17 protein-coding genes and 1 tRNA gene are annotated in these 20288 nt (G+C 54.5%); all 18 read right to left on the reverse strand.

The window, feature by feature from the left end:
• Positions 1–17 precede the first annotated feature (17 nt).
• The 18 genes from FC75_RS09550 to FC75_RS09635 all read right to left on the reverse strand — a co-directional run bounded on the left by FC75_RS09550 (position 18) and on the right by FC75_RS09635 (position 20108).
• The gene (locus FC75_RS09550; protein ID WP_056989755.1) at positions 18–1235 is read right to left on the reverse strand and encodes an MFS transporter; all 1218 of its coding nucleotides are present in this window, start codon (positions 1233–1235) and stop codon (positions 18–20) included.
• Positions 1236–1409: 174 nt separating this feature from the next.
• A complete protein-coding gene (gene eno / locus FC75_RS09555; RefSeq protein WP_056989756.1) occupies positions 1410–2714 on the reverse strand; it encodes a phosphopyruvate hydratase in 1305 nt (434 codons plus the stop codon).
• Between the two features lie 73 nt (positions 2715–2787).
• Complete coding sequence (tpiA, locus tag FC75_RS09560; RefSeq protein ID WP_054661735.1) at positions 2788–3543, reverse strand: triose-phosphate isomerase; 756 nt, start codon at positions 3541–3543, stop codon at positions 2788–2790.
• A gap of 26 nt (positions 3544–3569) precedes the next feature.
• The gene (locus FC75_RS09565) at positions 3570–4760 is read right to left on the reverse strand and encodes a phosphoglycerate kinase (RefSeq protein WP_054661732.1); all 1191 of its coding nucleotides are present in this window, start codon (positions 4758–4760) and stop codon (positions 3570–3572) included.
• Positions 4761–4989: 229 nt separating this feature from the next.
• On the reverse strand, positions 4990–6012 hold the full coding sequence (gap, locus tag FC75_RS09570) for a type I glyceraldehyde-3-phosphate dehydrogenase (RefSeq protein WP_054661729.1): 1023 nt from the start codon (positions 6010–6012) through the stop codon (positions 4990–4992).
• A gap of 37 nt (positions 6013–6049) precedes the next feature.
• Positions 6050–7087 (reverse strand): sugar-binding transcriptional regulator, encoded by a 1038-nt coding sequence (locus FC75_RS09575; protein WP_056989757.1) that lies wholly within the window; start codon positions 7085–7087, stop codon positions 6050–6052.
• A gap of 86 nt (positions 7088–7173) precedes the next feature.
• Positions 7174–7353 (reverse strand): hypothetical protein, encoded by a 180-nt coding sequence (locus FC75_RS09580; protein WP_056989758.1) that lies wholly within the window; start codon positions 7351–7353, stop codon positions 7174–7176.
• A gap of 71 nt (positions 7354–7424) precedes the next feature.
• Positions 7425–8015 carry an ATP-dependent Clp endopeptidase proteolytic subunit ClpP gene (clpP, locus tag FC75_RS09585; RefSeq protein WP_056989759.1) on the reverse strand — a complete coding sequence of 197 codons (591 nt, stop codon included), beginning with the start codon at positions 8013–8015 and terminating at the stop codon, positions 7425–7427.
• 201 nt (positions 8016–8216) lie between these two features.
• Positions 8217–8288: transfer RNA gene (locus FC75_RS09590), tRNA-Arg, on the reverse strand.
• 82 nt (positions 8289–8370) lie between these two features.
• Positions 8371–8820 carry a MarR family winged helix-turn-helix transcriptional regulator gene (locus FC75_RS09595; protein ID WP_056989760.1) on the reverse strand — a complete coding sequence of 150 codons (450 nt, stop codon included), beginning with the start codon at positions 8818–8820 and terminating at the stop codon, positions 8371–8373.
• A 77-nt stretch (positions 8821–8897) separates the two neighbouring features.
• Positions 8898–9845: a DNA-binding protein WhiA gene (whiA, locus tag FC75_RS09600; protein ID WP_054661724.1), complete on the reverse strand. Its 948-nt coding sequence runs from the start codon at positions 9843–9845 to the stop codon at positions 8898–8900.
• Positions 9846–9849: 4 nt separating this feature from the next.
• On the reverse strand, positions 9850–10881 hold the full coding sequence (locus FC75_RS09605; RefSeq protein ID WP_054661763.1) for a gluconeogenesis factor YvcK family protein: 1032 nt from the start codon (positions 10879–10881) through the stop codon (positions 9850–9852).
• Positions 10881–11768, reverse strand: coding sequence for an RNase adapter RapZ (gene rapZ, locus FC75_RS09610; protein ID WP_056989761.1), 888 nt, complete (start codon positions 11766–11768; stop codon positions 10881–10883). Before rapZ ends, FC75_RS09605 begins: the two co-directional genes overlap by 1 nt.
• Positions 11769–11983: 215 nt before the next feature.
• Positions 11984–12523 (reverse strand): HdeD family acid-resistance protein, encoded by a 540-nt coding sequence (locus FC75_RS09615; protein WP_054661721.1) that lies wholly within the window; start codon positions 12521–12523, stop codon positions 11984–11986.
• Positions 12524–12590: 67 nt separating this feature from the next.
• The gene (uvrA, locus tag FC75_RS09620) at positions 12591–15458 is read right to left on the reverse strand and encodes an excinuclease ABC subunit UvrA (protein WP_056989762.1); all 2868 of its coding nucleotides are present in this window, start codon (positions 15456–15458) and stop codon (positions 12591–12593) included.
• Between the two features lie 6 nt (positions 15459–15464).
• A complete protein-coding gene (uvrB, locus tag FC75_RS09625; RefSeq protein WP_056989763.1) occupies positions 15465–17477 on the reverse strand; it encodes an excinuclease ABC subunit UvrB in 2013 nt (670 codons plus the stop codon).
• A 135-nt stretch (positions 17478–17612) separates the two neighbouring features.
• Positions 17613–18248 carry a YfbR-like 5'-deoxynucleotidase gene (locus FC75_RS09630; RefSeq protein ID WP_056989764.1) on the reverse strand — a complete coding sequence of 212 codons (636 nt, stop codon included), beginning with the start codon at positions 18246–18248 and terminating at the stop codon, positions 17613–17615.
• Positions 18249–18389: 141 nt separating this feature from the next.
• Positions 18390–20108 carry a phospho-sugar mutase gene (locus FC75_RS09635; RefSeq protein WP_056989765.1) on the reverse strand — a complete coding sequence of 573 codons (1719 nt, stop codon included), beginning with the start codon at positions 20106–20108 and terminating at the stop codon, positions 18390–18392.
• Between the last annotated feature and the right edge of the window lie 180 nt (positions 20109–20288).

Consider the following 20288-nt stretch of genomic DNA (forward strand, 5'->3'; position numbering starts at 1 on the left):
CCGCATAAAATGCGAACCTAACCGCGCCGAAGCGACGGCTCCGTGAACCACAAAATGATGAAGTTGATGAGCAACAACGCGGCCGTGGAGATAAACACGACATTGTAGTTAAAGATCCCGCCGAGCAGCCCGCCCAGCAGGCCCCCAAACATGTTGCCCAGCGCCTGAAACGACTGGTTCCAGGAGAAAATCGCTGAGGTCGCCGAGGCCGGCGAGTTCTTAGTCAGCAGCGTTTGAATCGTGGGGAACAGTGCCCCATCGGAGATCCCAATGGCAAACCGCAGGACCCCGAGCAGAACAACACTGGTGACAAAGCCTTGGGGAAAGTACATGACGACCGCGAACAAGTAACCCGCAATCAGCACTTTGCCGGAGCCGTGTTTGTCCCCATAGTCACCTAGCCGCGGCGCCGCTAAGATGTTGGACAGCCCAGGCAAGGCGGCAATGATCCCGGCCACCAAGGCCACTGGCCCGGCGTTGTGCATCAACTCTTTGATGTAAAGGCTGATGATTGGCGAAATCGACGCGTTACCCAGCTGAACGATCATGGTCGAAATTAGCAGCACAATGATCAGCTTAGGGTTCGCAAATTGGCCCAGCAACCCGGCCAAACCTGATTTGCCGCCTTTCTTACGCGGTGCCGGCACAAAGTACTCTTTGACGAACAGGCCTGAGGCAAGGCCCGCCAACATCAACAGCCCGGCAGTGATAAAGAAGGTCACCCGGATCGACATGAACTGGGCCAGCAGCCCGCCAATCACCGGCCCCATCAGCATGCCAGAGGTGGAACCCGTCACCAGCGTGCCAAGTGCCCTGCCGGCGTGGTTGCGTGGCGTCTGCGAGGCGATCAACGCCTGCGCATTCGAAATGAACCCCGAAAACAGGCCCTGCAGCGCTCGCAGACCGATCAGCTGCCAGACGTTGGTGACCAGCCCCATCAGAAACATCGCGACGGCCATGCCGACCGCTGCGCGGATCAGCATGATCTTGCGGCCCTTACGATCGGCCAGCGCGCCCCACAGCGGCGACACAATGGCGGTCACAAAAAAAGTCGCGGCGAACACGAGGCCGGAGTACAGGGAGACTTGTGCCTTGGTGAAATTGCCCAGCTCACCGACATACAGTGACATGAACGGGGTGATTTCGGAAAACGCGATCCCGGCAATAAACGTGCACCCCCACAAGACGTTCAGGTTGCGCCGCCATGGGCTTTTTTCCCTTTGTTCTTCGTTCATGATGTCACTCCCCCGTGAGTTGGTAGAATAAAAACAGTCACATAATAGTGTGCGAGTGAATTGTGAAGAAAGTGTGAATTTTTCGGCTGACCAATCAAAAAAAGCACCCTGCAGAATCGCAGGATGCTTTATCGCACTTAACTCAACGTTAAATGTGCACTGGCGCGGGCCAGACTAGTCGATTGCCTTAACGTTGTAGAAGGACTTGCGGCCCTTGTACGTTGCAGACTTGCCGAGTTCGTCTTCGATCCGCATCAACTGGTTGTACTTCGCGATCCGATCAGTCCGGCTCATGGAACCAGTCTTGATCTCGCCGGCGTTGGTTGCAACAACCAAGTCAGCGATCGTCGTATCTTCAGTTTCACCAGAACGGTGAGAAACAACCGCGGTGTAACCGGCTTCCTTGGCCATTTCGATGGCTTCGAAGGTTTCGGTCAACGTCCCGATTTGGTTCAGCTTGATCAGGATGGAGTTGGCAACACCCATATCGATACCCTTCTTCAGGTAATCGGTGTTGGTAACGAACAGATCATCGCCGACGATTTGGACTTTGTCGCCCATCTTGGCGGTGAACTTCTGCCAGCCTTCCCAGTCGTTTTCGTCGATCGGATCCTCGACTGAAACAATCGGGTACTTGTCGATGTACTTCGCCAGCAGATCGATGAATTCGTCGGTCGTGTAGGAAGTATCAGGGTCAGACCACTTCAGGGTGTACTTCTTGGTCTCTGGGTCGTAGAACTCAGAAGAAGCAACATCAAAGGCGATCGCAACGTCTTCGCCCGGCTTGTAGCCGGCCTTCTGAATGGCTTCAACAAGCAGCTCAAAGGCTTCCTCGTTGTCCTTCAGGTTAGGAGCAAAGCCGCCTTCGTCGCCGACGGAAGTGATGTCGCCCTTAGCCTTCAGCTCAGCTTGCAGCGCGTGGAAGGTTTCAGAACCCATGCGAATCGCTTCACGCATGGACTTCGCACCAACAGGCATGATCATGAATTCCTGGAAGTCAACGGTGTTCGTGGAGTGCGCGCCACCATTGAGGACGTTCATCATCGGTGTTGGCATCACGTGCGCGTTAGGGCCGCCAAGGTACTCGTAGAGTGGCAGACCAACTTCGGACGCAGCAGCACGGGCTGCAGCCAGGGAAACGCCAAGAATCGCATTGGCGCCAAGCTTGCCCTTGTTCGGGGTACCATCAAGATCGATCATGGTCTGGTCGATCAGGCGTTGTTCAGTTGCGTCCAAGCCGATAACGGCCTTGGAGATGACGTCGTTCACGTTGGCAACGGCCTTCAGAACACCCTTGCCGCCGAAACGGGACTTGTCGCCGTCACGAAGCTCAACGGCTTCGTGTTCACCGGTGGAAGCACCTGACGGAACAAGCGCACGGCCAAAGCCGCCGTCTTCCGTGTAAAGTTCAACTTCAACAGTCGGGTTGCCACGGGAATCAAGAACCTCGCGGGCCAAAACATCTGTAATAATAGACATATGTTTTCTCCTTTTAATCGCCTTTAACAGGCAGAATTTATCGTTTTTAGTTTACCACAGAAAAACTGTGGGATTAGTCTTGGTAGTTGGCCAAGGCAACGAAGCTTTCTGGATCCATCGATGCACCGCCAACCAAGCCGCCATCGATATCAGGCTTGGCCATCAATTCCTTGACGTTTGCAGGCTTAACGGAACCGCCGTAAAGAATGCGGACAGCATCCGCAGTCTCGGCATCGTAAAGCTTCGCAACGATTGAACGAATGTGCGCAACGACTTCTTGTGCCTGATCAGCAGAGGCAGTCTTGCCTGTGCCAATGGCCCAAATCGGTTCGTACGCGATGACGCTGTTTTTCACGTCAGCAGCCGAGATGCCAGCCAGTGCTGCTTCAACTTGAGAAGCAACCCAGTCGTTGGTCTGGCCAGCTTCACGCTGGTCGAGACTTTCACCACAGCAGATGATTGGCAGCAGGCCATTCTTCAAAATGGCCTTCGCCTTTTTGTTGATGTCCTGGTCAGTCTCGTGGAAATAGCCGCGGCGTTCGCTGTGGCCGATCACGACATAGTCCAGACCCATGTCCTTGAGGGCTTTCGGGCTGGTTTCACCAGTGAAGGCACCAGCATCTTCGAAGTAGCAGTTTTCTGCCGCAGTCTGAAGTGGTGTGCCCTTGGCGCCGGCCACCAGTGTGGTCAGGTCAATTGCAGGAGCAGCAATGACGGTCTGAACCTTGCTGGATTCAGGGAGCTTACCCTTAACGCCGTCCAGGAATGCTTGTGTTTCTTCCGGGTTCTTGTTCATTTTCCAGTTCCCGGCCATGATAGGTGTGCGCATAATTAACTTCCTTTCAGAACTGAAGCTTACTTGTCGGAAATTGCCGCGATGCCTGGCAGAGTCTTACCTTCCAGGTATTCAAGGCTTGCGCCACCGCCAGTGGAGATGTGAGTGATCTTCGGTGCGATGCCGAGCTGCTTGGCAGCGGCGGTCGAATCACCACCACCAATGATCGTGGTTGCGTCTTTGAGATCGCCAAGGGCTGTGCCGACTTCCAAGGTGCCTTTAGCATAGTTCGGCATTTCGAACACGCCCATTGGGCCGTTCCAAACAACCGTCTTGGCACCATTAAGCGCATCCTTGATGTCCTGAATGGACTTAGGACCGATATCCAAAGCCATGTAACCGTCAGGAATGGCGCCTTCAACAACTTTGTGCGGCGCATCATTCGAGAACTCGGTTGCGACCACGTTGTCAACTGGCAGCAAAAGCTTGTCGCCGGCTTCGTCCATAATCTGCTTTGCCAGGTCAATCTTATCCTTCTCAACCAGTGACTTGCCAACCGACAGGCCCTTAGCCGCGTAGAAGGTGTATGTCATACCGCCACCGACGATGATCTTGTCAGCCTTAGGAACCAGGTTGCGGATCACGCCGATCTTGTCAGAAACCTTCGCCCCACCTAAGATGGCAACGAATGGGCGCTTCGGGTTTTCAACCGCGTTGCCCAAGAACTTGATTTCCTTTTCCATCAAGAAACCAGCAGCCGTTTGCGGCATGTTGGACGCAATGCCGACGTTGGAAGCGTGCTGACGGTGAGCGGTACCGAACGCATCGTTGACGAACAGGTCGCCCAGGGATGCCCAGTACTTGCCCAGTTCAGGATCGTTGCCGGATTCTTTCTTGCCGTCAAGGTCTTCAAAGCGCGTATTCTCCATGACGAGAACGTCGCCGTCGTTCATCTTAGCGATTGCGTCTTCAAGTTCCTTGCCACGAGTGGCTGGGACAAAGGTAACCGGCTTCTTCAGCAGTTCGGAAAGACGCTCTGCAACTGGACGCAGGCTCAACTTAGCCTTGTCTTCTTCGGTCTTCACGCGGCCCAAGTGAGACAGCAGGATTGCCTTGCCGCCATGGTCGATCACGTATTGGATCGTTGGCAGTGCTGCCACGATACGGTTGTCATCACCGATGACGCCGTCTTTGATCGGCACGTTGAAATCAACGCGGATCAGGACTTTTTTGTCCTTCACGTCTAGATCAGAAACGATCAATTTAGCCATTGAATAAAACCCTCCTAAAATGTTGGAATGCTTTGTGCACATCCACCTGGCCACTGGGGACTAGGTTTGCCCTACCAAACCAGCGGTTTGGCACGGCAAGCCCAGCCCACAATAGGCCGGGAAATGCGCGTGTGTTTTTGCACATTCTGTCATAAAAAGAAGGCGGAGGGAGATACTCCCTCCGCCCCCTTCATAACGGTTGAAATCGTTAATGCTCTAAGGTTTTAAATTAGAGAGTCGCGAACTTCAGCAGGGTACGAATCATCTGGCAAGTGAAGCCATATTCGTTGTCGTACCAAGCAACCGTCTTAACCAGCTGGTAGTCACCGGCGGTCGTTACTTCGGTCTGGGTAGGGTCGAAGATTGAGCCGTAGGTTGTGCCGATAACGTCAGACGAAACGATCTCGTCAGCGTTGTAGCCAAAGCTTGGGTTGCCGTCAGTGTGCTTCTTGATCGCAGCGTTGACCTGGTCAGCCGTCACGTTCTTGGTCTTCAGGATGGAAACCAATTCGGTCAGGGAGCCGTCAACAACGGAGACACGCTGTGCGTGGCCCTGAAGCTTGCCGTTCAGTTCTGGGATAACGATGCCGATAGCCTTAGCCGCACCAGTTGAGTGAGGGATGGTGTTAACAGCAGCAGAACGCGCAGCGCGCAGGTTGCCACCGCGAACAGGGCCGTCAAGCAGCATCTGAGTGGAGGTGTAAGCGTGAACCGTTGTCATGGTACCAACTTCGATGCCGAATTCCTTGTTCAGGAAGTAAGCCATTGGGGCCAAGCAGTTGGTCGTGCAAGAGCCGGCAGAAACAATCTTGTCGTTTGCGTCCAAGGTGTCATCGTTGACGTTGTAAACGATGGTCTTGATCTTGCCAGCAGGTGCGGAAATCAGAACACGTTCTGCGCCGGCATCCAAGTGAGCCTGAGCCTTTTCAGCTGAGGTGTAGAAGCCTGTGCATTCCAGAACGTACTGAACGCCGTCGTTCTTAACCCAAGGAATGTTCTGAGCCTGAGGTTCAGCATAAACACGGTATTCCTTGCCGTTAACAACGATACCGTTGTCGGTAGCGCTGACTTCACCAGGGAATGTACCATGAGTAGAATCGTACTTCAGCAGGTGAGCCAACATCGCTGGGCTGGTCAGATCGTTGATGGCAACAACTTCAATATCGTTGCTCTTGGCACCTAATTCAAAGATGCGACGGAAGGCCAAACGACCGATACGGCCAAAACCATTGATACCAATTTTAACAGTCATGCTAAAATTTCCTCCTTTAGGAAATAAGAGTTTTATTCTAACGGGTTTCCCCAGTTAAAATCGCATTTGAGGCGCCAACGTCCGTGATGAGCCACGTCCGACTTGGCGCATTTTTCATATATGCCGTGATCGCCTTAGCCTTGGAACGGCCCCCGGCAACCGCAAACACATATGGGATATGATCAAGATCCGGAATCTGCAACCCAATTCTTGGGATCTTGTAAATCACCTTGCCGCTCGCATCAAAGAACGTGCCGAAAGTTTCTGAAACAGCATGTTGCTTGGTGAGCTTGGCAATGGCCTCAGGAGACATTGATCGGCGCTTGGCCATGACCAATGCATCCCCTATACTATGAATCACTACCTGGGCATTGTCAATCAATTGCAGCACTTCGCGCACGGAGGGTTCCTGAAGTAATGGCTGGTAAGTTTTCGCACTCACGTTTTCAGGAATGTACAACACGCGGTACTTGCTGTCCGTCGCTTCGGCCATGCTGGCCGCCACGGAATTGGCCTGAATCGCCACCGCCTCGCCGACCCCGCCGCGGGCCGGCACAAACGTGAGCTCACGCCCGGCAGACAGCTTGTAAGTCATCTGCTGAGCCACGCGCGCCATTGTCGTGCCGCCCATCACTGCGATGGTCAGCTGACCGCTAGGCAAAATCAGCTGCAGCGTTGAATTCAGTTCCTTGCCCATTTCGTCCAACACCCGGCTGCTTTGATCAGCGTCCCCACTGACAATCAAGCAGTGGTCAATGCCGAGCTTATCGGCGAGGTGCTTCTCGTCTTCCTTAAACCCCAGCAGTCGATTCATAAACTGCTCCAGGCCTTGAAAGACTTCGATGCCCTGGCTGGTAAGGACCATTCCAGACTTCGAGCTTTTGATCAGGCCTTGCTTCCGGAGAAACTCGGTCTCCGTCCGCAGGACCCGTTCGCTTAGTTTCATCTGCTCGGCTAACGCCCGTCTACCGACCGGCGACATCCAGCTGATGAACTGCAAGATCTGATAACGTTGCGTAATCACACCCATAAAGTCTGGGGCGATTGCTTCGATCCAAGCGAACTCAGAATGCATTGCTCATTGTCCTTCTTGTGGGTCGTTTGACGTCCTACCGTGTCACCTAGTGACCCAGTGGTGGCAAAAAAATTTTGGGACCCCAGCTAACCCGGATCTCCCTTACCAACGCTTTCTATTATAGCCGCCTCGTGAAAACGGTGCAAGAGATTTGCCCAAAAGGCGAAAACTCTTCCCATATTAGAAGAATTGTTGCCCAAATACCGCTTTTTTTCGTAAAGAAACCGATTTCCAAATTTAGTGGCGCGATTTTCAAACTTGGTCATTCGGGACCCTTCTCACCTGTTTTTCATTAAAAAAAGCACCGGCACGTTAACGCCGGTACTTAGATGACCCCTTACTTCTGGTCGGCCTTCGACGTCAAGATATCGTCGATCAAGCCGTAATCCTTGGCCTCCTGCGCGGTCATGTAGTTATCCCGCTCAGTGTCCTTCTTGATCTTGGCTTCAGTCTGGCCGGTCGCGTCAGACAAAATCTTGTTCAACTTCTTGCGTGACTTCAAGATTTCTTCCGCCGCAATTTCGATTTCTGTTTGCTGGCCCTGAGCACCACCGGATGGCTGGTGAATCAGGATCTCTGAGTTTGGCAGCGCAAAGCGCTTGCCCTTGGCTCCGCCCGCCAACAGCACGGAAGCCATGGACGCTGCCATGCCAATGGCGATGGTCTGAACATCCGCGTGGATCAGGTTCATGGTGTCCAGCATCGCCAGACCGGAGGTGATCACACCGCCAGGGCTGTTGATGTAAAGGTAAATGTCTTTATCAGGATCTTGTGCGTCCAGGAACAGAAGCTGGGCAATGACCGAATTGGCAACTTGGTCGTTGATTTCCCCAGACAGCATAATGATCCGGTCTTTAAGCAAGCGAGAGTATATGTCATACGAACGCTCGCCGCGGCTGGTTTGTTCAATAACTGTCGGAACTAGCATAGTGGAACCTCCTAACGAGTATTTAGCACTCTTAAAACTACAGTGCTAAGCTTAGCACTAACGTCAAAAAAGGTCAAAGTCTTTGACCAAAGTTTTTTTCGGTCAGCGTTAGTTTAGCATATTCCACTTGCCAGGTGCGCTGGTAAGCGCCTTTCAGCCAACAAAAAAACGCCAACCAAGTGGCGTTTCTCTTTTGAATGCTGCGCAGCCCGGGAGTCGAACCCGGATTTCGAGAACCGGAATCTCACGTGCGATCCATTACACTAACCGCGCAAGTACTCAATTATTTTACGGGAGCGCGCCGCAAAATGCAAGCGTCAGCGCAAATTCCCCTCAAAATCGAGGCATTGCGTGCTTACTGAAGCTTCTCGTCCGGAATGGCCGTCAGGTGCTGATCGACCGTATCGACCTGCGCCTTGATGGCTTCGTACTTTTCGCTCGGGAAGTTCAGGTAGGCCATGCATGAGCCCACATGGTCATAGATCTCATCGCGCATGTCCTTGGCTTTCTGAGTCAAGCTGACATCAACCCGGCGTTCGTCTTGCGCCGAGCGCTTCCGTGAGATCCAGCCGTCCTTCTCCATCCGCTTCATCAACGGCGTTAGAGTCCCAGAGTCTAGATTCAGCGTCTGCCCCACCTCTTTGACCGACATCGTCCCGTGCTCATAAAGGGAAAGCAAGGTGATGTACTGCGGATAGGTCAGCTTGTACTTAGCCAGTGCTTGAGAATAAAAATGATTAAACTGCTTCTGTGCTTTGTAAATGGAAAAACACAGCTGTTCATTCAATCGAATCGGTTTAGTCATATGCTCGCCTCCAGTGACGTCATACCCAACGGTTCTATCGAGTTTATTGTAGACGATTTAATTAGGTAATGGAAGTGTCAACTTTCGCTGGGCTGGCGACTCCCCTCTGCAATCTGATTAAGCTTCCGCAGCCGGTGATTGATGCCTGATTTCGAGATCACCCCGCTTGGCACCATTTCCCCCAGTTCCTTCAGGGAAACATCGGGATGGGCCAGGCGCATCTCGGCAATTTCCTTCAGCTTAGGCGGCAACCCTTCCAACAGCCCGCGGTCTCTGAGGTAGTTGATATTTTCGATTTGACGCTGGGCCGCATCAATGGTTTTGTTCAGATTAGCCGTTTCACAGTTGACCAACCGGTTCACCGAGTTGCGCATATCGCGAACGATCCGGACATCTTCGAATTTGAGCATCGCCGTCGTGGCCCCAATCACCCGAAGAAAATCGGCAATCTTTTCTGCTTCCTTCAAGTAAACAATCCAGCCACTGCGCCGCTCTACCGTCCGGGCATTGAGGCCAAAGTCATTCATCATCTTGAGCACGTCGTCGTTGTGATCCTTGTACAGGGAATAAATCTCCAGGTGATACCGTGACGTCTCTGGGCTGTTGACTGATCCGCCGGCCAAGAACGCGCCCCGTAAATATGACCGCTCTCGCTGCGGTTCATTCAGCACTTTGCGCGACACCGCCGTCATGATGGCCATGTTGCGCCCATCTAGAATGTCCAGGTCTTCAAGCACCGCATTGACGCCGGTGGCGAGGCGGACCACATACTGATTGTTCTTTTTGAGCTTCATTTTCCGCCGGACGATCAGGTTGGCCTCATGATGATACACCTGGCGAATGAGGCTATAGATGCGCCGGGCAATGGCCGGATTCTCGGTTTGAACATTCAGGACAAATTGGTGGTCCTGAATCGTTAAACTGCCGTTCATCCGAATCAACGCGGACAGCTCAGCTTTGGCGTGCTCGGGATGGACCTCAAGTTGGGTGAGCTCTTTTTTGACTGTACTGGCAAAACTGGCCATCCACTCACCGCTTTCTCTTTTTCATCGTGCCGACTTGAAAGGCTAAATTCAGGATCTCCGAGGCCACCTTGTCGCCATCGTGAAAGACGCCACGGTCCCGCAGCTTCAAAAAGTCCGCGGAAATCACCCGGCAGCCTAAATCGCGCAAGCCTTGATAATCCGGCCGGACGGGCACCAGGATTTCGTTGTACTTTTGCGCATCGAGCGCGTTCTTTGGCACTTGTGCGATGTTGACCAGCACGGTATCGACAAAATTGGCACCCAAGTGGCGATTGAGCACCCGGACGTGATCGGCATCAGTAAAGTGTTCAGTCTCCCCTTTTTGCGTCATGATGTTGACGACGTAAATCACCTCGGCCCGGGTCTTGAGCACCGCCTGACCCAAGTTCTTGATCATCAGGTTGGGCAGCACACTGGTAAACAGACTCCCCGGCCCCATCACCACCACATCGGCCGCGAGAATGGCGTCGACCACCTCAGGCATGGCCTTGGGTTCAAGGTCATCATCGGTGTCGGTCACCCAGACGCGCTTGATGTGTTTACCGGCAGCCGTGATTTCCGCTTCACCGGCCAGCGTGGAGCCGTCGGTAAATTCGGCGTGCAGCGTCAGCGGCCGATCACTGGCGGGGTAGACATGGCCATCAACCTTCATCATTGACGACAAGGTCTGAACCGCCTGAAAAATCCCGCCGCCCATTTCCGAGAGAGCCGCAATAATTAAGTTGCCGATCGCATGCCCGGCAAAAAAACTGTCACCGCTCTCGAACCGGTACTGAAAAACCTGCTTTTCCAGTTCAGGCATGTCAGATAAGGCCACGAGAACATTGCGAATATCACCAGGCGGGACCACGTTGATGTAGTTGCGGATCACCCCGCTGGAACCGCCGTCGTCGGCCACAGTGACCACCGCCGTCACATCGGCATTTTGCTCGCGCAGGCTCTTGACGATCACCGGCAACCCGGTCCCGCCGCCGATGACGACGACTTTGGGGCGTCTGCCGCGAATCACGCGGATCGTTTTTGTTTCATTCGGCATCATGAGCGGTTCACCGTCGCTTTCCGTTTATTGACATCACGGTGGGTAATATCAACTGGGTACCCCGCCGTCTTGAAGGCCTGCCCGATTCTCTCCGTGAAGGCAACGCTGCGGTGTTGACCGCCGGTGCAGCCGATGGCGATCGTCACGCTGCTTTTGCCCTCTTTTTTATATTGAGGCGTGATACTGGCCAGCAGGTCGTAAAACTTCTTGTAAAAATCCTCGGCTGCAGGATTATCCATCACGTAGTCGTAGACTTCCTGATCACGACCGTCGCGATTGCGGAACTTTTGGACATAGTAGGGGTTGGGCAAAAACCGCACATCCATCACGATGTCGGCATCAATGGGCAGGCCGTACTTGAACCCAAAGGACATGACCTCAAGATGAAAGGTCGGATGGTCAGCCGTTTTAAAGATGACAAACAGCTTCTCACGCAGCTGCCGCGGCGACAGGTTGGTGGTGTCGATCACCACCTGGGCGCGGTTGCGCAGCTCAGTCAGCAGGCCCCGTTCCTCCTTGATGCCATCCATCAGTCGGCCCTCTTGGGCTAGCGGATGGCTGCGCCTGGTTTCCTTGTACCGGGACACCAGCTCAGCGTCGGTGGCGTCAAGAAACAGGATCTTGGTGGTCACAAAGGAGGTGTTGTCCAAATTGGCGAGCATGTCGTTGATCTGGTCGTAGAAAGCATGACTGCGAAGATCCACCACAAGCGCGATCTTTGTGATTTTGCCATTTTCTTTCATCAACTCCCAGAACTTGGGTAATAGCGCCGGGGGCATGTTGTCGACGGTAAAATAGCCAAGGTCCTCAAATGACTGCATGGCAACAGTCTTTCCGGCCCCAGACATCCCGGTGATCACCACGAGGTTAATCGAGTCTGCCATCCTATCCCTTCTTTCTTTTGCTATTGTAACATGCCGGGCGTGTCATCAACAGTCCTGGCGTCTCTCCGCGCAAGGCGAAAATCGCCTAGCGCCGGTCCACCAAACCCCGCCACGTGCACAAACGCCTCTGCTCCACGACTTTAAACCCGAATCGTGGCGCAAAGGCGCATGTACTTTTGGGCTAAAACTGCTTTATCTCACAGCCTCAGCAACAATCAGATTTGACGCCGCGCAAAGGCGGTGAGGATCGCATTGACCCCGAGAATGAAGAAGGCTGTCGCCAGCAAAATAATCAATCCGACGGCTGCCACCACCGGCTGCATGATCAGCAGCAGGCTGACCACCACGGCGAAAATATCAAGAATCAGCGTCAGAATAAACCAGCCGGTCCCAGCTTCGCGCATGTGACCCGCGTTGACCAGATTGGCAATACTGTCGACCAGAAACCAAATCGCAAACAGGTAAGCCAGCGTGATCGCACCAGACTCGAGATCAAACAAGAAGACGAGCCCCAGCAGGACATCGAAGATTCCGGCAATCAGGCTGATCCAAGCCAGGCCGCCGGTCAAGGCGCGCAGCTTCGTAAAGCTGGCTAAAATCGCGATGCCGCGGATAATCGCGACTAACGCAAACAGAAAGGTCAAGGTTGCCATCGTGGCACCTGGGTGATTCAGAACGACGATTGCCGCCAGGATCAATGCAATCCCGGTGAACAATTCGCCCCAGTCAAAGCCAAAGTGTGTCTGTCTAAACATAATTTGCCACCTCTTGAGTTCATCATACTGACTCGACCATTAATCCACAAGGCAAACTGAGCGCTGCCTACCGCGCTGCCGCTTGACTAGCGGCCCGGGCCTTGTCCCTGGTCAGAATCGGGCCAAGGTACTGACCGGTGTACGAGGCTTTGACCTTTGCCACCTGCTCAGGGGTGCCAGTGGCGATCACCTGGCCGCCGCCGTCCCCGCCTTCGGGGCCCAGGTCGATCAGCCAATCGGCCGTCTTGATCACATCGAGATTATGCTCAATCACCAGGACCGTATTGCCTTCGTCGACCAGCCGCTGAAGCACATCCAAGAGCTTGCGGATGTCGTCAGTGTGCAGGCCGGTGGTCGGCTCATCCAAAATGTAGAAGTTACGTCCGGTCGAGATCTTCTGCAACTCAGAGGCAAGCTTCATGCGCTGCGCCTCGCCGCCGGAAAGCGTCGTGGCGCTTTGGCCCATCTGGACGTACCCTAAGCCAACATCGACAATGGTTTGCAGTTTGCGCGCGATCTTCGGGATCGCCGCAAAAAACTTCACGGCCTCGTCGACTGTCATGTTCAACACGTCGGCAATACTCTTGCCCTTGTAGGTGACTTCGAGCGTTTCCGAGTTATACCGCGTCCCATGACAGACTTCGCAAGGCACATAGACATCTGGCAGGAAATTCATTTCGATTTTGATGATCCCGTCGCCTTTGCAATGCTCGCACCGGCCCCCCTTCACGTTGAATGAGAACCGGCCTTGCGTGTACCCGCGCAGCTTGGCCTCATTGGTTTGGGCGAACAGCGCACGGATATCGTTGAAGACGCCCGTGTAGGTCGCAGGGTTGCTGCGAGGCGTGCGCCCAATGGGACTCTGATCGATATCGACCAGCTTCTCAATGTTCTGCCACCCCATCAGCTTGGCGTATTTGCCCGGCTTTTCCGAATTGCGGTACAGTTTTTGCGCCAGCGCGCGCTTTAGGATCGAATTGACAAGGGTGGATTTACCGGAGCCAGAGACACCGGTCACCCCGATAAACTTCCCCAGGGGAAAGTCCACGTTGATGTGCTTCAGATTATGCTCGGCCGCACCTTCGACCCGGATCACCTTGCCGTTGCCCGGCCGTCTGGTTTTAGGCACAGGAATAAACTTCTTGCCTGCCAGGTACTGACCAGTCAGAGACTTTGCCGACCGCATGACCTGCTTCGGCGTTCCTGCGGCCATGATGTGACCACCGTTATCGCCGGCACCGGGTCCAACATCGATGAGATAATCGGCGGCCAGCATGGTGTCCTCATCGTGTTCAACCACGATGAGCGTATTGCCCAGATCGCGCATTTTCTTCAGCGAGGCGATCAACCGGTCGTTATCGCGCTGATGCAGGCCAATTGAAGGCTCATCCAAGATGTACAGCACCCCAGACAAGTTAGACCCGATTTGAGTGGCCAACCGAATGCGCTGGGCCTCTCCGCCGGATAACGTGCCGGCGGAGCGGGACAAGGTGAGGTAATCCAGACCCACGTTTTCCAGGAACGTCAGGCGATCGTTGACTTCCTTCACGATTGGCTGGGCGATCACCTGCTGGTTGGGGGTCAGCTTAATGCTCTTGAAGAACGGCAGGGCGTGCTTGATCGAGAGGTTCGAGGCATCTGCGATATCCTTGCCTGCGACCTTCACGGCCAACGCCTGACGGTTCAGCCGCTTGCCGTGGCACACGGGGCAAACCAACGCGGTCATGTACTGCCGCATTTGATCGGAGCCGAACGGCGAATTATTCGCGTGGTAGCGCCGTTCAATGTTTGGCAGCACGCCTTCAAACGGCGCCGTCACGTCGCGGACCCCGCCAAAATCAGAGTCGGCGTGAAAATGGAACTTCTTCCCGTGACTGCCGTTCAGGACGATGTCGCGCTGCCGCTCGGTCAGCTTGTTGAATGGCTTGTCAATTGGAATCTTAAACGCCTTGCAAGCCTGTTCCAGCATGGCCGGGTAATACGTCGAGGAGGCCGAGTACCAAGCGGCAACGGCCCCCTGCTGAATCGACTTGGTCGGATCCGGCACGACCAAATCAACATCGACGGTCAGCTTCTCGCCCAACCCGTCACACTCGGGGCAGGCCCCAAACGGCGCGTTGAACGAAAACAGCCGCGGCTCAAGCACACCAATCGTAAAGCCGCACAGCGGGCAGGCAAAGTGCTCGGAGAAGACCAGCGGCTCCCCGCCGATCACGTCCACGTTCGCGTAGCCGTCAGACAGGCGCAGTGCAGCTTCAAACGAGTCAAACAGCCGGGAGCGATTGTCGGCATCCCCGTGCTTCACCACGATGCGGTCGATCACGATATCGATATCGTGATTCTTGTTTTTATCCAAGTCGACGTCGGCACTCGCGTCCATGATCTCGCCATCCACGCGCATCCGCACGTAACCCTCACGGACGATTTTCTCGAGGACTTTTTTGTGGGCCCCTTTTTTGCGGCGAACCACCGGTGACAGGATCTGAATGCGGCTCTTGTCGGGCAGCTTCTGCACGCGGTCGACCATCTGCTCAACGCTTTGACTGGAAATCACCGTGCCATCGTTGGGGCAGATGGGTGTGCCAATGCGCGCCCACAATAAACGCAGGTAATCATTAATTTCCGTTACCGTGCCGACCGTTGACCGCGGGTTTTTCGACGTTGTTTTCTGATCAATCGAAATGGCTGGACTGAGGCCGTCGATTGAGTCAACGTCCGGTTTGTCCATTTGCCCTAAAAATTGGCGGGCGTACGCGGAAAGGCTCTCCACGTAACGGCGCTGGCCTTCAGCGTACAGTGTGTCGAAAGCCAAACTGGACTTGCCGGAACCACTCAGCCCCGTCATGACCACCAGTTTATTTTTGGGAATGGTCACATCGATGTTCTTCAGGTTATGGGCTCTTGCCCCGTGGATCACAATTTTATCGTTAGCCATAAATCCTCACTTTTCTGCTTCTAGTTCCAGTATTGTGTCACGCAGCGTGGCCGCCTGCTCAAAGTCGAGTTTCTTCGCCGCCGCCTGCATCTGCGTCCGCAGGTTGCCGATCAGCTGCTTCCGGTCGGCCTTGCTCATGTCGTGCAGATCCACCTCGGCAAAGCTGCGGTCCTTGTCCGGATCCGCACTACCGCTGGTATCGACCGCCGTGATCGCATCCCGTATCGGTTTCACAATGGTCTTTGGGGTGACGTGGTGTTTCTCGTTGAACGCCATTTGAATCGTCCGCCGCCGTTTGGTCTCATCGATCGCACCTTTCATCGAATCCGTGACGGAATCCGCGTACATGATGACCTTCCCGTGCTCGTTGCGACTCGCCCGCCCAATCGTCTGAATCAGCGACCGCTCGGCGCGCAGGAAGCCTTCCTTGTCGGCATCCAGAATCGCGATCAAAGAGACTTCAGGCACATCGATCCCTTCACGCAACAGGTTGATGCCGACCAGCACGTCGTACTTACCCAAGCGCAAGTCGCGGATGATTTGCGTCCGCTCCAGCGTTTTAATGTCGGAGTGCAGGTAGGCGACCTTAATGCCCTCTTCCTTGAGGTAATCGGTCAGATCCTCCGCCATTTTTTTGGTGAGCGTGGTGACAAAGACGCGCTCGTTCTGCTCGACCCGCTTGTTGATTTCCGAGGTCAGGTCATCGATCTGCCCCATAATCGGCCGCACTTCGATTTCCGGATCCAACAGCCCGGTCGGCCGAATGATTTGCTCGGCAACGTCTTCCTTCGGCACGCGGTCCAGCTCGTACGGGCCAGGGGTCGCGCTGACGTAGAGAATCTGGTTCACGTGCTGCTCAAACTCATTGAGCTTAAGCGGCCGGTTGTCCAAGGCAGAAGGCAGCCTGAACCCATAGTCGATCAGGGTCTGCTTGCGGGCGCGGTCGCCGTTGTACATGGCGCGGACCTGAGGCATGGTGACATGGCTTTCGTCGACCATGATCATGAAGTCTTTGGGGAAAAAGTCCAACAAGGTGTAAGGCGGTTCGCCGGCCTTGCGCCCCTCCATGTGCCGGGAGTAGTTTTCGATCCCGTTGGTGTAGCCCATTTCGCGCAGCATTTCAATGTCGTAATTCGTCCGCTGCTCCAAGCGCTGCGCTTCAAGCAGCTTACCCTGATCTTGCAATTCCTTTAACCGCTGGGTCAATTCCTTAGAGATGCCTTCGATCCCGCGTTCCATCGCGTCATCTGAGGTCATAAAGTGAGTCGCCGGGAAGATGGAGACTTGCTCCCGCTCGCCAACAACCTCACCGGTCAGGGCGTCGACCTCGGTGATGCGATCCACCTCATCACCAAAAAACTCGACGCGAATGGCGTGATCGTCGCGACTCGCCGGGAAAATTTCCACGACGTCGCCGCGCACCCGGAACCGACCGCGCTGAAAATCAATGTCGTTCCGTTCGAACTGGATGTCGACCAGCTGCCGCAACAGCGTGTTCCGGTCAATTTCCATGCCCTTCCTGATGGAAAGCACATGGTCTCGGTACTCCGTTGGTGAGCCCAGTCCGAAAATCGAGGACACTGAGGCCACCACGATCACATCGTTACGCTCCAGCAGTGCCGCCGTCGCACTGTGCCGCAGCTTATCAATCTCATCATTGATCGCCGAGTCTTTTTCGATGTACGTGTCGGAACTCGGCACATACGCCTCTGGCTGATAGTAATCATAGTAGGAGACGAAATACTCGACCGCGTTGTGGGGAAAGAACTGCTTGAACTCGCCGTAGAGTTGCCCTGCCAAGGTTTTGTTGTGTGACAAAATCAGCGTGGGTTTATTGAGGTTCGCGATGACGTTGCTCATGGTGAAGGTCTTCCCAGTCCCCGTGGCCCCCAGCAAGATCTGCTCTTTTTTGCCCGCCTTGAAGCCCTTGGTGAGCTTGGCGATGGCCTGAGGCTGATCCCCGGCCGGGGCGTATGGTGAGACCAATTCAAATTTCTTATCAGCGATTCGTGTGATCATATGATTACCTCCAGTGGCCCGGCGTCGCAATCGGCGCCAAAGCTAGGCCCTGCAACAAAAAAGTCGGAACCGAGATCCCAACTTTTGACTGACACTTATTATACCATAGCGAACAAATATTCGTGCTCACCCTCACTATTTTTTTGCCATCACGGACCGCGTCAATTTCTTCAGCATATCGCGGTCGGCAAACTCCTCATTGAGCATGTCCGGCAGGATCTCTTTCAAGAAATACTGGACACTCGGCCGGGCCTCAAAGCTCATGATCACGCTGAGACTCTCTGTGTAAATATTGACAAACACGCGCTCTGGATTGCCCTTTTCAATCTCGCCGAACGATTCGTAAAGCAGATCCACCTTATCCGAAATGCTGAGGATCTGCCCCTCCAGCGTGTCGTCTTTGCCTTCGCCAAGCCGGCGGCGGTAGACGTCCTGGTACTCGGCAGGAATCTCGTTTTGAATGAAGTTTTCGGTCATCGATTCCTCGACGTCCGCCAGCATGGACCGCAAGGCCGGGGTCGCGTATTTGACTGGCGTCTTGATGTCACCGATAAATCGCTCGGTGTAGTCGTGGTTCAACGCCTTTTCGTAGAGCATCTGCCAGTTGACCGCGTTGCCCGCGTGTTCCTCAATGTCGCCCAGCATCTGGGCGATCTCGGCCACTTTGAACGAGTGCGCCGCAACGCTGTGCTCCGCGTACTTGAAGAACCCCGGTGCCCGCCGCAGCGTCTCCAAATTGCCCAATCCTTGAATATATTGATGCATGCCCATGATGCTGGCCTCCTCACGCAAATTTTAAAAAGCTTACCACGCCGATGGTCATGATTCAACCCTCGGCACCCCTGCCAGTGGCGTGACCAGACTCACCCCACGGGACAAAAACAGGGCCTCTAGTGCCAGGCCCTGACTTCATCATGAGTTTTTAAAATTGGTCAGTGCAGTCTCAAAGTCCGCCAGCTTTTTGTCTGCGGCATCCTTCGAATCCGCCACCGTACCCACGTAGAACTTGACCTTCGGCTCGGTGCCGGACGGCCGGATCGCGATCCAGGTGCCATCAGCAAGAAGATACTTCAGCACGTCGGAAACCGGCATGTCGATCGCCGTGCTGGTGCCATCCGCGTTGGTCTTGCGCTGCAACTTGTAATCCTCGGTCGAAACCACTTTGACGCCCGCAAAATCAGCCGGGCTTTCCTCACGGAACTTGGTCATCAAGGCCGCCATTTCTTTTGGCCCCTCAAGGCCTGGGAAGTCTAAGCCAACCGTTTTTTCCGCGTAGTGCCCGTAACGATCATACAGGCCCTGAATGCCATCCCACAGCGTCTTACCTTGGGACTTGTAGTACGCGGCCACTTCCGCCAGCAGCACTGTGGACTGAATGGCGTCCTTGTCACGCACAAACGGCTTGATCAGGTAACCGTAGCTCTCCTCAAACCCGAAAAGAAACTCGTGGCTGCCGGTTTCCTCGTATTGTTTGATCTGATCGCCGATGAACTTAAAGCCGGTTTCCACGTTGATCATCTCAACGCCGTAATCCTTGGCAATCGCCGTTGCCAGCTCGGTGGAAACAATCGACTTCACCACGGCCCCGTTAGCCGGCAGCGTGCCGGCCTGCTTGCGGGCCTCAAGGATGTAGTGCAGCAGCAGACTGGCAATCTGATTGCCGGTCAGCAGCTGATAACTGCTGCCAGTCCAAACCGCGGTGCCCAATCGGTCGGCATCCGGATCAGTCGCGATCAGGACATCCGCATGACTCTTTTTTCCCATCTCGATCGCCAAATCGAACGTTTGCGGGAATTCCGGGTTCGGAAACGGGGTTGTCGGAAATTCCGGATCAGCTGTGGACTGCGGCAAAACGAGCTCAAAGTTTTCAAAACCGGCGTTGCGCAGCACCATCTGGGCCGGGATCCGGCCAGTCCCATTCAGCGGCGAGTAGATCAGGCTCATATCTTTGCCAACCGTCTTGACCAGGTCGGCATTGATCGTCACGGTACCCACGGCGCGGTAATAAGCCTCATCCACGCCTTCCCCGATGATGTGCATGAGGTCCTTTTCGCGCAGCGTGTGCACATCCATCACTTGGATGCCGAGCAGATCCGTGACACTGCGAACATACTCGGTGATCTTATCGGATTCAGCCGGTGGCATTTGCCCGCCATCTGGCCCATAAATTTTGTAGCCATTGTACTGTTTCGGGTTGTGGCTGGCCGTGATCATGATACCCGCATAGGTTTTAAGGTGGCGCACCGCAAATGACAACTCCGGTGTCGGCCGCAAACTATCGAAAACAAAACTCGGAATCCCGTGCACCCCAAGAACCGCCGCCGCCTCAGTGGCAAACTGCTGGCTCATGTAGCGCGAGTCGAACGAGACGGCCACGCCTTGTTGCTTCTGCGCAGCTGGCAGCGTGTCCATGAACCGGGCCAAGCCCTCAGTGGCCTGACGAACAGTGTAAATATTCATCCGCCCAATGCCGGCACCAATGATTCCGCGCATCCCTGCGGTCCCAAAACTCAGCGGCGCGGTAAAGGCTTCTTGCTGCGTGGCATCGTCCATTGTCTGTAACTCTTTCTTCAGTGTGGCATCGAGTGTGGGCTCATTTAGCCACGCCTGATAGTTCTCCTTATATCCCATGTGATCAGCTCCTGTCTATTATTCAGGCTGCGATTGACACGCTTATTGTAACCCTGGATTCAAAATAAAGCGCGCACAAGCGCCTCCTCAAGCAATTCACACCCGAGGGTTTACTCGTTTATTATCGCACAGCCGCCTCCTGATTCAATCGGCCGGTCCAAACTCTCATCCGCAGCCAAG

This window comes from Lacticaseibacillus camelliae DSM 22697 = JCM 13995 (assembly GCF_001436615.1).
In the GTDB taxonomy this organism is placed as follows: domain Bacteria; phylum Bacillota; class Bacilli; order Lactobacillales; family Lactobacillaceae; genus Lacticaseibacillus; species Lacticaseibacillus camelliae.